Here is a 14318-nt window from a genome sequence, read left to right on the forward strand (position 1 = left end):
CGAAGACTGGATGAACCTCGATGCATCGGTACAGGTCCCACACCTGCGGCGAGCTCCGCGCCTCTGACGTCGGCAGCGACGTCCGGCTGAGCGGCTGGCTGCACAATCGCCGAGACCTGGGCGGCATCCTCTTCATCGATCTGCGCGACCACTACGGCATCACGCAGCTCGTCGCCCGCCCCGGCACCCCCGCCTACGAGACCCTGGACAAGGTCACGAAGGAGTCGACCGTCCGCGTCGACGGCAAGGTCGTCTCGCGTGGCACGGAGAACGTGAACCCGGACCTGCCCACCGGTGAGGTCGAGGTCGAGGTGAGCGAGGTCGAGCTGCTCGGCGCCGCTCAGCCGCTGCCCTTCACGATCAACGCCGAGGACGGTGTGAACGAGGAGCGCCGTCTGGAGTACCGCTTCCTCGACCTGCGCCGCGAGCGCATGCACCGCAACATCCTGCTGCGTACGGCCGTGATCTCCGCGATCCGCCACAAGATGACGGCGCTGGGCTTCAACGAGATGGCCACCCCGATCCTCAGCGCCACCTCCCCCGAGGGCGCGCGCGACTTCGTGGTCCCCTCCCGGCTGAACCCCGGCAAGTTCTACGCGCTGCCGCAGGCTCCGCAGCAGTTCAAGCAGCTGCTGATGATCTCCGGCTTCGACCGCTACTTCCAGATCGCGCCCTGCTTCCGCGACGAGGACGCCCGCGCGGACCGTTCGCCGGGCGAGTTCTACCAGCTCGACGTGGAGATGTCCTTCGTCGAGCAGGAGGACGTGTTCCAGCCGATCGAGAAGCTCATGACGGAGCTGTTCGAGGAGTTCGGCGGTGACCGTCACGTCACCTCCCCCTTCCCGCGCATCCCGTTCCGCGAGTCGATGCTGAAGTACGGCTCCGACAAGCCGGACCTGCGGGCCCAGCTGGAGCTCGTCGACATCACCGACATCTTCGAGGGCTCCGAGTTCAAGGCCTTCGCCGGCAAGCACGTGCGCGCGCTGCCGGTGCCGGACGTGTCCGGCCAGACGCGCAAGTTCTTCGACGGCCTCGGCGACTACGCGGTCGAGCACGGCGCGAAGGGCCTGGCCTGGGTGCGTGTGGGCGAGGACGGTTCGCTGACCGGCCCGATCGCCAAGTTCCTCACCGAGGACAACGTCGCCGAGCTGACCAAGCGCCTCTCCCTGGCCGCCGGCCACGCGGTGTTCTTCGGCGCGGGCGAGTTCGACGAGGTCTCGAAGATCATGGGCGCGGTGCGGGTCGAGGCCGCGAAGCGCTCGGGCAACTTCGAGGAGAACGTCTTCCGCTTCTGCTGGATCGTCGACTTCCCGATGTACGAGAAGGACGAGGACACCGGGAAGATCGACTTCTCGCACAACCCGTTCTCGATGCCGCAGGGCGGTCTTGAGGCCCTGGAGACCCAGGACCCGCTGGACATCCTCGGCTGGCAGTACGACATCGTCTGCAACGGCGTCGAGCTGTCCTCCGGCGCGATCCGCAACCACGAGCCCGAGATCATGCTGAAGGCCTTCGAGATCGCGGGCTACGACCGCGAGACGGTCGAGGAGCAGTTCGCCGGCATGCTGCGCGCCTTCCGCTTCGGCGCCCCGCCGCACGGCGGGATCGCCCCGGGTGTCGACCGCATCGTCATGCTGCTCGCGGACGAGCCGAACATCCGCGAGACGATCGCGTTCCCGCTCAACGGCAACGCGCAGGACCTGATGATGGGCGCGCCCACCGAGCTGGACGAGACCCGGCTGCGCGAGCTGCACCTCTCGGTCCGCAAGCCGCAGCCGAAGTAGGCAGGACCCGCGGCACCGACGGGTGACGCGGACGGAAGTGGCCCGGAACCAGCGATGGTTCCGGGCCATTCTCGTGCGGCGTGCGAAACCACAGCCCGCACCCATGCTGCTGACAGGCGGGCTCCCTACCGTCCCGCGCATGACTGAGACCCAACACCCCGTGCACCAGGGGAACATGACCAGGCGCAAGGTCGTCGTCGCGGGCGGCGTGGCCGTGGCGGCCGTCGGCGTGGGCGGCGCGGCCGCCGTGAACGCGTTCGCGGACGAGGCCACGACCGGGACCACGACGGCCGCGTCCGGGGCGGAGAGCTGTTACACGCTGACCTCCGAGACCACCGAGGGCCCCTACTACATCGACGCGGACAAGATCCGCCAGGACATCACCGAGGACCGGCCGGGCATCCCGCTGACCCTCGCGCTCAAGGTGATCGACGCCGAGACGTGCAGACCGGTCAGGGACGCGGCGGTGGACATCTGGCACTGCTCGGCGCTGGGCGTGTACTCCGGCTACGAGGCGATGAGCAACGGCGGTGGCGGCGGCGGTCCTTCGGGCGGACCCACGGACGTCCCGTCCGGCACCCCGACGGGTGAGCCCCCCTCCGGTCCGCCCCCGGGAGGCGGTGGCGGGCACGCCGAGCCCACCGACGACAAGCGGTATCTGCGCGGCACCTGGAGGACCGACCGGCACGGCCGGGTCACCTTCAGGACGCGCTTCCCCGGCTGGTACCGGGGCCGTTGCGTCCACATCCATGTGAAGGTCCATGTGGACGGCACCTGGACCGACGCCGGCTACGAGGGCGGCCACGCCTGTCACACGGGCCAGCTCTTCTTCTCGGAGGAGTCCGTCCTGGCCTCGGCGGAGGTCGCCCCGTACTCCACGAGCACGACCCCCCGCACGACGCTGGACGAGGACACGATCTACCCGGGCAACGGGCACGAGGGCGGCCTTCTGTACCTCGCGTACGACAGGAGGCACATCGCGCGGGGTGTCCACGCTCGGCTGACGATGGGCGTCGCCCCGGACGAGACCCACGACAGCACCGACACCGGTCCGAGCCCGTCGGCCACGTCGTCCTGACCGCGCGGCCCGGCAACGGTCAGGTGTCGTACGTGCCGTCCCACGGCTCGGAGAAACCGAGGCGGTCGGGGTACAGCTCGGCCCAGGCCTCGCCCTCGTCCACGCCGGTCAGCAGGCCGAACAGCACACCGTCGACGGTGATCCGGAACGGCCGGATCGCTATGTCCGTGTACGAGCGGCGGGGCAGGCTGCGGAGCAGCTTCGCCAGGTGGACGCGGGCGCGGGAGAGCACCGAGAACTCGCCTGCCGGGGTCCGCTGCTGGTCGGCCCAGGTACCGGCGCACCAGACCTCCGAGTCGCGGTAGCGGCCCTCGGAGTCGAAGGTGTGAAGAACCGTGTACAGACGTTTGTGCTCTTCCCAGCCGTCGTCGGGACGGAACCCTTCGGGGAAGGCGTACGTGATCGACGCCAGGAACTGACCGTCCGCGTACCGGCCGATGGTCTCGGTGCGGTGCTTCGGTTCGTAGGCGATCGGAATGACCTCGGGGACTGCCACCATGGCGGAAACCATACGGGTGACCGGGGGTTTAGTGGAGCCGGGGTCCATTACGGATCGGCGGCATCGGACAGAGAGTCGCTTTCCCGGCTCTTTGCCGGGTCTTAACCGCCCTCTCACCTGGTTCCCGGCGACGGGAAGGGGGCACCGGACGGGTCCGTCCAGTGCCCCCTTTCCCGGCCGGAAGCCTCAGGAGAGCGACCGGTATCCGCTCCAGCCGGTGGCGATTTTCGTGCGGGAACCGAACGAACCGCGGCCGTCCCCGTTGTTGCGGTACAGGTTGCCGCTCGTGTCCCGGGACACCAGGTCGGCCCGGCCGTCGTCGGTGATGTCACCGACGCCGACGACGGCGTTGTAGGAGCCGCCCCAGTCGCCGAACACCTTCACCCGGGCGGCGAAGGTTCCGTCGCCCTTGCCGTGGTAGCGGTAGAGGGTGTTGGACGTGTCCTGGGCGAGCAGGTCGCCGATGCCGTCGCCGTCGAGGTCACCGGCCCCGACGATCTTCTTGTAGCCCTTCCAGGCGTCGTAGAGCTTCACGCGGGCCGACAGCGTGCCCGTGCTCGTCCCCTTGAAGAGGTAGACGGTCCCGGTGGACGCGACGCGCGCGATCAGGTCGGGCCGGCCGTCGCCGCTCACGTCGCCGGGCGAGGTCAGGACGTCGTACTGCGTCCAGCCGCTGCTCGCGAGCGTGGTGTACGACGTCTTCGGGGTCACCGCGGCGCCGCAGCGCGGCTTGTAGAGGCGCAGGGCCCCGCTGCTCAGCCGGACGAGGACGTCGTTGCAGCGGTCGCCGCTCAGGTCGCCGAACGGCACGGCCTTGACGCTGGTGGCCCAGCCGGAGCCGCTGACCTTCTCGCCGAACTTCCCGGTGCCGGTGCCCGACTGGAAGGTCAGGGCGCCGGACGAGTTCAGGGTGAGGAGGTCGCCGCGGCCGTCGGGTCCGTCCGGGCTGGAGAAGTCGTGCCGTACGGGCGCGCCGCCGGAAAGGAAGCCGTCGCCGGTGGCCACGGTGACCGCCGCGGAGGTGCCGGTGCCGGTGGCCTTGAGAACCCAGGTGAACAACCCGTTGGGGAAGCGGGCGTTGTCGGCCGTCGTGCCGTACCAGTCCGTCGCCACCGAGACGGTGGAAGCACCCCCGGTGACCGTGCGGGTCGCCTTGCCCCGCGGGCCGCTCTGGACGGAAGTGAAGGTCACCGACCAGGAGCTGACGGGGCGGGAGAGCAGCCAGAGACCCTGGAAGGGCATGCCCCCGTCGACGTAGGACGGAGTCTCGCTCCCGAAGACCGTCACGGCCGACGGCGTGACACCGGTCCTGGCGATGTGCGTCCGTTCGTACAGGTCGGTCCAGGCCACCAGGCCCGTGTACTCGTCCACGGTCCACTTGAAGCGGCGGTCCATGGCGAGGCCGGTGTCGGCGACGTCGGTGGCGAGCACGCGGCCGGTGCCGGTCGCCGCGTCGGTCAGCACCAGGGTGCCGGCGGCGCGGTCGTGGCGGACGGTGAAGCCGTCGCCGAGCAGCACGTCGCCGCCGCTCACCGCACGCGAGGTGGCCGCCTTGGTGTCGTACACGCCGGCCGAGCCGTCGCCGCACGTCCAGTACACCCAGCGGCCCGCCGCCTGGAGCTCGTCCGGCACGCAGGACATGCCCGGGACCGTCACCGTCGCGAGGGTCTTGTTCTCGGTCAGGCTGTACGAGGTGAGCTTGCCCGTGGTGGAGGCGCTCCACAGGGTGGGGCCGTTGAGGGCGGCCGCGCGCACGGACCGCTTCAGCATCTGGCCCTGGCCGAACTCGCCGATGTACTGCTCCGGGGAGGTGCCCCCGGAGTCGTAGACCGCGTAGTTGTCCGAGACGTCGACGATGTGGCCGCCCGTGGTGCCGAACTCCAGGGTCCAGTCCGACCAGCCGTCCTTGATGGCGGTCAGCCGGTCCTTGCCGCTCAGGCCGGTGCCGGTGGTGCCGAGGAAGGCGTCCCGCGCGTCGTCGCCGAGGTTGCCCCAGAGCATCGAGCAGGCCGTGCCCGGGTACGGGCAGCGGGTGAGCACCCTGTCCCCGGCCTCCGGCGCGGAGGCGGTGAGCTGCCCGCCGACCACGGCGAGTGTGCGCCGCGAGGTGGTGTCCATGGTGCTGCTCGGGTCGTCCTCGGCCACGCGCAGGGCGCCCCGGCTGAGCGCGAGACCGGTCTTGGCGTTCTCCGTCGCCGGGATCTGGGCCAGCTGCTCCAGGCCGGGCGTGCCGTCCGCGGCCACGGCGAACCGCCGTACCCACCAGTCGCTCGCGTCGGTGCCGCCGGTGACGAGGGCCGTGCCGCCGGACGCGCGGACGGCGTACGCCCCCGCCTTGGCCGCCAGGGTGCGCGAGGAGCCGTCCAGGAGGGAGTCCGCCCGCAGCGCGCTGGTGCCGGTGCCGGTGTGCAGCGGGAGCAGCAGCCGGTCGCCGGAGAGCACGGGGGCGCCGTCGAGCTGGGCACCGGGCGCGGGCAGGTCGATCACCTGCTCGTCGGCGCCGGGGTCGGTGCGGGGCTTGACGTGCAGGTCGCCGCTCGCCGGGTCGTACCAGCCGATCCGGTCGTCACCGAGGACGGTGTACGGCCGGGCGCTCATGCCGGAGAAGACCTCGGTGGCGGTGGCCGTCGCCAGGTCGAGGTAGTACAGGTCGCTGTCGACCTTGAACAGCACGCCGTGCGCGTCGGCGGCCGTGACGGCACCCGAGGTGATTCGCATCCAGTCGGGCGTGATGGCGCGGGAGCGCCAGGCGCCGTCGACGCGGTCGTGCACCGAGTACTCGGTGAGGACCGTCCGTCCGGCGAGCCCCCGGTACGCCTCCGTGGAGGTGAACGACGAGGACGTCCGGGTCGCCGGGTCCCACAGGGCGACGGAGCCGGCCGACGGCAGCGCGACCAGGTCGCCGTCGCTGCCGTACCAGGCGGTCGGGCAGGTCGACGAGCCGAGGCTCGCGCAGACACCCGTGGGCGCGTACACGCCGTCGGCGGTCCTGAGGACCGTGCTGGTGCCGTCGGCGTAGTCCGTCCACAGCAGTCCGGTGATCCCGCTCTGCCGGTGCAGGAAGCCGCTCGCGCCGGCCACCAGCGGGCGGTCGGCGCGAGGCTGCGTGCCGACGGGGTCGGTCAGGGTGATCCCGGAGGTGGACCCGGCCGGTGCGGCCGGGTCCGCCGAGGCGCCGTTCTGCGGCAGAACGGCAAGGGTGGCGGCCGCCAAGGCGACCGCGACGGAGGAGACGGCCGCGGCAAGGCCGCGCCGTCTCGGGGCGTGTCTGCCCACGTGCGTTGTCCCTCCCCACGAGGGCGCTCGCCCCCGCCAAGTGAGCGGACTTTACCAGCCCTTTTCCTTCCCTTGACGGGTGGGTGGGCCGGTACGCACGGGGGTCGGGTCAGCCCTGCTCGCCGCCGAAGCGCTCCTTGTACGACTCCAGGTCCTCGTCCGTGATCTTGGCGAAGAGGACCGGGGGAACCGTGAAGGGGGTTCCGGCGGGGAGGAAGGCCAGGGCGCGGGCCTCGTCCGCGGTCACCCAGGCCGCCGTGTCGTCCGCGAGGGCGAAGGCCGAGCGCATCGCGCGGGCGGACGCCGGGATGAAGGGCTCCGACACCACCGAGTAGAGGTGGATCAGGTTCATCGCCGTGCGGAGCGTCAGCGCGGCGCCCTCCGGGCTGGTCTTGATCTCCAGCCAGGGGGCCTTCTCCTCCAGGTAGGAGTTGCCCGCGGACCACAGGGCGCGCAGCGCGGCCGCGGCCTTGCGGAACTGGAGGGCCTCCATCTGGGACTCGTACTCCGCGAGCAGGCCCGCGATCTCGACGCCCAGCTTCGCCTCGGCCTCGCCGGCCTCCGCACCCGCCGGGACCTCCTCGCCGAAGCGCTTCTTGGAGAAGGACAGGACGCGGTTGACGAAGTTGCCGAGGGTGTCGGCCAGGTCCTTGTTCACCGTGGTGGTGAAGTGCTCCCAGGTGAACGAGGAGTCGTCCGACTCGGGAGCGTTGGCGATGAGGAAGTAGCGCCAGTAGTCGGCGGGCAGGATGGCCAGCGCCTGGTCGGTGAAGACACCGCGCTTCTGCGACGTGGAGAACTTCCCGCCGTAGTACGTCAGCCAGTTGAAGGCCTTGACGTAGTCGACCTTCTTCCACGGCTCGCGCACGCCCAGCTCGGTGGCCGGGAACATCACGGTGTGGAAGGGGACGTTGTCCTTGGCCATGAACTGCGTGTAGCGGACGGGGTTCTCACCGGAGTCCGCGTCGTACCACCAGGACTTCCAGTCGCGGTTCTCGGCGTCCTGGCCGGACTGGTCGGCCCACTCCTTCGTCGCGCCGATGTACTCGATCGGGGCGTCGAACCAGACGTAGAAGACCTTGCCCTCGGCCGCCAGCTCCGGCCAGGTGTCGGCCGGGACCGGGACGCCCCAGTCCAGGTCACGGGTGATCGCGCGGTCGTGCAGGCCCTCGGTCAGCCACTTGCGGGCGATGGAGGAGGCGAGCTGCGGCCACTCGGACTCGTGCCGGGCCACCCACTCCTCGACCTCGTGCTGGAGCTTGGACTGGAGCAGGAACAGGTGCTTCGTCTCGCGGACCTCCAGGTCCGTCGAGCCGGAGATCGCCGAACGCGGGTCGATCAGGTCCGTGGGGTCGAGGACGCGCGTGCAGTTCTCGCACTGGTCGCCGCGGGCCTTGTCGTATCCGCAGTGCGGGCAGGTGCCCTCGACATAGCGGTCCGGGAGGAAGCGGCCGTCGGCCGGCGAGTACACCTGACGGATCGCGCGCTCCTCGATGAAGCCGTTCTCGTTCAGGCGGCGCGCGAAGTGCTGGGTGATGTCGCGGTTCTCCGGGCTGGAGCTGCGGCCGAAGTAGTCGAAGGCCAGCTCGAAGCCGTCGTACACGGCCTTCTGCGCGTCGTGCGCCTGCGCGCAGAACTCGTCGACCGGCAGACCGCGCTCCTTGGCGGCCAGCTCGGCGGGGGTGCCGTGCTCGTCCGTCGCGCAGATGTACAGGACGTCGTGACCGCGCTGGCGGAGGTACCGGGAGTACACGTCCGCCGGGAGCATGGACCCCACCATGTTGCCCAGGTGCTTGATCCCGTTGATGTACGGAAGGGCGCTGGTGATGAGGTGTCGAGCCATCGCGGGCTGCTCCCAGGTCGCTGCGTGGGGCGACGATCGCGTCCGGTTTCCGGTGGGCGGCTCGTCGCCGGTGAACCTTGAAATCGTAGCCGACATGGGTGGGCCGCCCGCTTCCCGTTTTAAGGCGTGGGAAGGGGGCGGCCCGGGTGCTGCCTACGGGGGGTTACGGGCGCCAGTTCTCCAGCACGCCGTCGTAGACCTCGACGTCCGTCAGTTCGCGCGGGGCCGGGCCCGCGTGGAAGAAGGCCGTGTTCCCGGTCTTCAGCCTGCGCAGGTAGTCGAAGGCCTTGTTGTCGTGCTCGCCGAAGGCGACGAAGGAGAAGAAGACGCCCGGGTGGTTCTTCGCCGCGTCCGTGAGGGACTGGGTGGCCGGGGTCTTGGCGTCCGGGGCGCCGTCCGTCTGGAAGATGACCAGGGCGGGGCCGGTCGCGCCCGAGTTCTGGTGGTGGGTGACGACTTCCTCGACGGCCACGTGGTAGCTCGTACGGCCCATGCGGCCGAGGCCGGCGTGCAGGTCGTCGATCTTGTTCTCGTGCTCGGGGAGGGTGAGGGCGCCGGTGCCGTCCAGCTCGGTGGAGAAGAAGACGACGTGGACGGTCGCCTCCGGGTCCAGGTGGGCGGCGAGGGCGAGGGCCTGCTCGCCCAGGGCCTGGGCGGAGCCGTCCTTGTAGTAGGCGCGCATGGAGGACGAGCGGTCGAGGACCAGGTAGACCTGGGCGCGGGTGCCGGTGAGGTTCCGCTTCTCCAGCGCGGAACCCGCTTCCTGGTACGCCGTCACCAGGGCCGGGGCCTCGGACTTGACCCGGGCCACCGCGACGGCGGGGTCGCCCGCCGCCTCACCCGTGCTGCCGGCTGCCGCCTCGGGCTCGGTGACGGCCTCCGGCTCGGGCTCGGTGACGGCCTCCGGCTCGGGCTCGGTGACGGCCTCCGCCTCGGGCTCGGTGACGGCCTCCGGCTCGGGCTCGACTACGGGCTCGGCCTCGGCGACCGGCTCCGCCTCGGCTTCGCCTTCGGCGGGGTCGTTCCCACCCGCACCACCCGTGCTGCTTTCGCCGTCGGAGGCGGGGGTCGCCAGTGGGGCCTCGCCACCGTCGGCGACAGCGGGTACGTCCACCGGAGCGGCCTCGGCCGCCACCACGGTCACCACATCGGCCTCGGCGACCGGCTCGGCCTCAGCGACGGGCTCGGCCTCGGCGACCGGGGCGGCCTCTGCCTCGATGTCGGCGGCAGCCTGCGGCTCGGCGACGGGGTCGGGCTCGGTTTCCGCCTCGGCGACGGACTCCGGCTCGGCTACGGGTTCAGCCTCGACTTCGGCAACCGGCTCGGCCTCGGTGACGGCCTCGGGCTCGGCTACGGGCTCGGCCTCGACTTCGGCAACCGGCTCGGCCTCGGCTTCGGTGACGGCCTCGGGCTCGGCGACGGGCTCAGCCTCGACCTCGGCAACCGGCTCGGCCTCGGTGACGGGCTCCGCGGCCGGCTCGGGCTCGGCCTCAGCGGTCGGCTCCGGTTCCGCCTCGGCGGCGGGCGCGGCCTCGGCGGCGGGCTCGGGCTCGGCTTCGGTCTCCGTGGCGGGCTCGGCGACCGGCTCCGCCGTGGCGGGCTCGGGCTCGGGGGACGGGGCCGGGGTTTCGCTGGTGGGGTCCGCCGGAGGCGTCTGCTTGGGGACCGTCACGTTGTCGAAGGCCGCCGACACCAGTTCGTCGACCACGGAGGGTTCGGACGCGGGAGCCGGAATCCTCGGCTCGGCGTCGGAGGCCGGCCCGGCCTCGGGGGAAAGCGTCGGCTCCTCGGCGGGAGCCGGGACCGTCGCGGTCGACGTGGCCTCTCGCGAGGTCTCCGCGTCAGCGTCACGACCCTTGCGTGAGCGGCCGAACGCATTCCGCAGGAGAGTGAGAATGCCCATGTGCGCAACCCTTCGCGTGAGTTGATCCCGTCAATCCCTGGCCAGGACGGACACGTAAGGTTAGCGGCCACAGATGGTGATCTTCGGCAGGGGCGGCGCTCCGGACAACCGTCGCGTCAACCCCCCTACAGCGCCCACGGGTTCACTTTCCTACCATGGTGATTTGTCGGAATTCCGAGTTCCGTCCGTTCCGCGCGTGGAGTCGGGACGATGGCCGAATAGTCGGTGGCGAAACCCTCCCTGTCAATGCGGTGACGCGATCGCCCTCGCCGCGGCGACCTCCTGCCGCACCGGTTCGAGCACGCTGTCCTCGGGCCCGGTGAGCTCCGTGCGGACGGCGATCAGCACATCCGTCCCGCGCAGCCCCTCGGACAGCTCCCGCAACTGGCGCGCGATGGTGGAGATCTCGGCCGCGGACGGTTCGTGCGCGCCCTGCCTGACCCTGACCCGGGCGGCGGTCGTCGCGTCCACGATCCGTTCGACGGCGACGACGAGCGGCATCCAGGCCGCGGCGCGGCGCCCGTTCGGCGGCGGCTCGGTCAGCGCGCGCTGGAACTCCGTACGGATGGAGGAGAGGTCGCGGTACAGCCGGCGTCTGCTGCGGGCGCGGGCCGCGGGATCGGCGGCGTCCCCGAAGGCCAGCTCGACATAGCCGGCGGTGTCGGCGACCGCCTGGGCCAGCCGGTCGCCGACCCGGGCGTGCCAGCTCTCCGGCCACAGCAGGTATCCGGCCACCAGGGCGATGGCGCAGCCGATCAGGGAGTCGACGAGCCGGGGGACGATGAGCCCGGTCCCCTGGTGGTTGAGGTTGTCGGACAGCAGCAGGATCACCGGGGTGATGGCGGCGGTCTGGTAGCCGTAGCCGCGCGGGGTCAGGGCCGGGATGAGCGCGCCGAGCACCATCAGCGCGGGCACGTCCCACCAGCCGCGCGGCACCACCGTGAACACGGCCGCCGCGATCACGAGACCCGCGACCGTGCCGAGCGCGCGCAGCAGGGCCCGGGAGAAGACGGAACCGTAGTCGGGCTTCATGACGAAGGTGATGGTGAGGGCGACCCAGTACGAGCGCGGCACTTCGACGGTCGAGACGAGCACCTGGCCGAGGCCGATGCACAGGGCGAGCCGGGTGCCGTAGCGCCAGGAGGCACCCGACAGCAGGACGTTGCGGGTGGCGCGGGCTGCGCGGACGCGCAGCGCGGCGGGCCGGCCGAGCCGGTCGTCGAGGGCGCGCGGGTCGGGGGACCGGTCGGCCACGACACGGGCGGCGTGCCGCAGGGCGTGGTCGACGGCGCGCGCGGTCTCGTCGGCCGGTACGGGCAGCCGCAGTTCGAGGGGGTCCGTGCCGCCGGTCTCGACGGTGTCGGCGAGCAGGTGCACGGCGGCGGGGATCGCGGCGGGCAGGGGCGCGCCCCGCTGGTGGGCGGCGGGCGCGGCCTCGACGACGGGGGTGAGGGCGTTCAGCTGGGCGAGCAGCCGGACGAGGTCGGGGCTGCGGCCGTGGTGGAAGGCGCGCCGGGCGAGGACGAGGTCGTACGACTCGTTGAGGGACCGGGTGACGGCGAGGCGGAGACGTTCGTACGCGTCGGTGCCGCCGGCGGCGAGGAGGTCCGCGACCGTGCGGTAGGTGCCCGCGACGGCGGAGCGCTCCGGAACCCCCGAGCGCAGCGGCCAGGCGAGCAGGGTCAGCGCGAGGACGAGGAGTCCGCCGCCGGACATCAGCAGCGGGGCCAGCCACCAGGCGCCGGGGAGCGGAAGTCCGGCGCCGATCACGCAGTTGAGGAGCAGCAGCAGTCCGGTGACGGAGGCGACGGCGCCGATCGACGAGATCATCCCGGACACCAGGGCGACCAGGGTCACCGTCGCGACGGCGGTCCAGCCGTGTCCGTGGACCGCGGCGCCGATCGTGACGCCGATCGCGCCGAAGAGCTGCGGGACGGCGATGTTGAAGATCCGCATGCGGTACGCGTCCGCGGTGTCGCCGATGACCCCGGACAGCGCGCCCATGGAGGCGAGGGCGCCGTACGCGGGCTGTCCGCAGGCGAGTCCGACGGCGAGGGGGAGCGCCAGGGCCACGGCGGCGCGGGCGGCGGCGGCCCGGTTGACGGGGACCCGCTCCGGTCGGAGGTTCCTGACCAGCCAGTCGGGAGGGGTGAGGCCGATGGGGAACTCGCGGGACATGCCCCAAGTATGGCGTTTTCCCGCGAACGCCCTCCGCCCCGGCCCAACCACCGAAGGCCGCTCCCGCCTCGGTCCCCCCGCCCCGGTCGGGTCCCCGTACCCGGTGCGGCGTCAGGCGCCCACGCGGGTCGACGGTTCCGCGGCGGCCGGGCGGGGGGTCTCGGCCGGTCGTCGCCTGCGGGCGTACGCGCCGGCGAGCACCGAGGTCAGAGCCACCGTCAGACCCAGTGCCAGCAGCAGCCAGCTGACGAACCGCAGGGTCTCGGTGAGGGCGTCGTACACCGCGCCCGCGGCCGTGCGGGACACGTCGGGCGGCAGATCGGCGAGGGTGAGCCTGCGGCCGACGGTGATCGCGACACCGAGCAGCGCGGCGCCCAGAGCGGTGCCGAGGCCGGTCGCGAGGACCGCCCGGCGGCGGCGTACGGCGATGACGATGCCGGTCGCCGCGAAGACGACCGACGCCGACGGGAGCCAGAATCCGGCGACTTCGAGCACGTGGAACCCCTTCCGGAGCCGGGCCAGGTCCTCCGCCTCGAGCACGGTGATCTCGGCGTGCTCGACCGGGATCCGGTCGGCCAGCGGCATGTGGTCGTCGGCGAGCCGGCGTTTGACCCGCTCGGTGAGGGGCGCGAGGTCGACGGTCACCGCGCCCTCGCGGTCCTCGCGCAGTGCCCGCATCACGGCGTCGTGCGCGGCCAGATTGGCGGCCTCCCACGCCGTGCGGTACGCCTCGGTCTCGGTGAACGAGCGCACGGCGTCCCGCACGAAGTGGTTCACGGGCCCCTGGAGCCGGGGCCGGACGTGGACCTCGCGCAGGATGTCGTCGGTGACACCGGCCGCGATGGCGTCGCGGACGTCGTCGTCGGCGGCGAGCGGCGCCATCGTGGCCTCGTACCGTTCGGAGTCGCCGAGGCCGTACGTCGCCCACGCCGACAGCGCGCCGAGCGGCGCGAGGAGGCAGGCCAGCGCGATCAGCACGGCCGACAGGGGGCTCCGGACACGAGGGGACACGTCTTCAGGCAAGGGCTCCCCGGCCCCGTGCGCGACCCGGCCGACTGCAAATGGGCGCACAGGACAAGCCGTACGGGGAAGCCGCCGCGGTTGCCCCGCGCATCCCAGCGGCCCCAAGGGTTCTGGCCGTTCGGGTGGAGGCCTCACTCGTTCGGGTGTTTCCTTGATCTGGGGAGAAGGAGGCCGATATGCGCACCACCCCAGCCCTGCGGACGTTCGCCGGGGCCCTGCTCAGTGGCGGTGTACTGACCGCCCTGGCCGCCGGACCCGCCCTGGCCGCGACCGGGTCGGCGCCCACCGGCGACGGCTCCGGCAGCCCCGTCTGGGGCACCGTCATCTCCCGCGGGGAGATGAACCTGCGGCTCCAGCCCAGCACGGACTCGCCCGTCGTCGGCGCGCTCTCACCGGGCAGCCAGGACCGCGTCCAGTGCGCGGTGAACGGGCAGAGCGTGCTCGGCACCACCGTCTGGTACTGGCTCGTCGGCGCCCACGCCTGGGCCAGTTCCGCCTTCGTCGACACCGGCGGCCGCTCGGTGCCGAGTTGCTCGGACCCGTGTCCCGACCAGAAGGACGGGACCTGGCACAACGCGCACTGGGACAACGGGCGCAGCCCGCGCAACGACCCCGGCTGGAGCATGACGGCCTCCGGTTCCTGGACCTTCACCGTCACCAGCGCGTGGAGCTGGACCGTGTCCGGCTCCTCCTCGAACTCCTGGGACTGGGTCCCAGGTGGCAGGTGAGTGGGT

The 14318-nt window shown here is 71.9% G+C and carries 9 protein-coding genes; 3 read left to right on the forward strand and 6 right to left on the reverse strand.

Annotated features, from left to right (window positions below; genetic code table 11):
• Positions 1-20: 20 nt before the first annotated feature.
• Both aspS and WJM95_RS16690 read left to right on the forward strand, forming a co-directional pair.
• Positions 21-1784, forward strand: a complete 1764-nt coding sequence (gene aspS / locus WJM95_RS16685; protein ID WP_339130522.1) for an aspartate--tRNA ligase — start codon at positions 21-23, stop codon at positions 1782-1784.
• Between the two features lie 139 nt (positions 1785-1923).
• Entirely contained in the window at positions 1924-2862 is a 939-nt protein-coding gene (locus WJM95_RS16690; RefSeq protein ID WP_339130523.1) for an intradiol ring-cleavage dioxygenase, read from the forward strand.
• A gap of 19 nt (positions 2863-2881) precedes the next feature.
• On the opposite strand, the gene WJM95_RS16695 is transcribed toward WJM95_RS16690, so the two are convergent.
• The 6 genes from WJM95_RS16695 to WJM95_RS16720 all read right to left on the reverse strand — a co-directional run bounded on the left by WJM95_RS16695 (position 2882) and on the right by WJM95_RS16720 (position 13572).
• On the reverse strand, positions 2882-3358 hold the full coding sequence (locus tag WJM95_RS16695) for a hypothetical protein (protein ID WP_339135612.1): 477 nt from the start codon (positions 3356-3358) through the stop codon (positions 2882-2884).
• Between the two features lie 189 nt (positions 3359-3547).
• Positions 3548-6637, reverse strand: a complete 3090-nt coding sequence (locus tag WJM95_RS16700; RefSeq protein ID WP_339130524.1) for a VCBS repeat-containing protein — start codon at positions 6635-6637, stop codon at positions 3548-3550.
• 109 nt (positions 6638-6746) lie between these two features.
• Complete coding sequence (metG, locus tag WJM95_RS16705; protein ID WP_339130525.1) at positions 6747-8480, reverse strand: methionine--tRNA ligase; 1734 nt, start codon at positions 8478-8480, stop codon at positions 6747-6749.
• Between the two features lie 163 nt (positions 8481-8643).
• Entirely contained in the window at positions 8644-10383 is a 1740-nt protein-coding gene (locus tag WJM95_RS16710) for a VWA domain-containing protein (protein ID WP_339130526.1), read from the reverse strand.
• A 243-nt stretch (positions 10384-10626) separates the two neighbouring features.
• On the reverse strand, positions 10627-12561 hold the full coding sequence (locus tag WJM95_RS16715; protein WP_339130527.1) for an FUSC family protein: 1935 nt from the start codon (positions 12559-12561) through the stop codon (positions 10627-10629).
• A gap of 111 nt (positions 12562-12672) precedes the next feature.
• Positions 12673-13572 carry a hypothetical protein gene (locus tag WJM95_RS16720; RefSeq protein ID WP_339130528.1) on the reverse strand — a complete coding sequence of 300 codons (900 nt, stop codon included), beginning with the start codon at positions 13570-13572 and terminating at the stop codon, positions 12673-12675.
• Between the two features lie 188 nt (positions 13573-13760).
• Here WJM95_RS16720 and WJM95_RS16725 point away from each other — a divergent pair, with 188 nt between their 5' ends.
• On the forward strand, positions 13761-14312 hold the full coding sequence (locus WJM95_RS16725) for an SH3 domain-containing protein (protein WP_339130529.1): 552 nt from the start codon (positions 13761-13763) through the stop codon (positions 14310-14312).
• Positions 14313-14318: the final 6 nt, after the last annotated feature.

This window comes from Streptomyces sp. f51 (assembly GCF_037940415.1).
Taxonomy (GTDB): Bacteria; Actinomycetota; Actinomycetes; order Streptomycetales; family Streptomycetaceae; genus Streptomyces.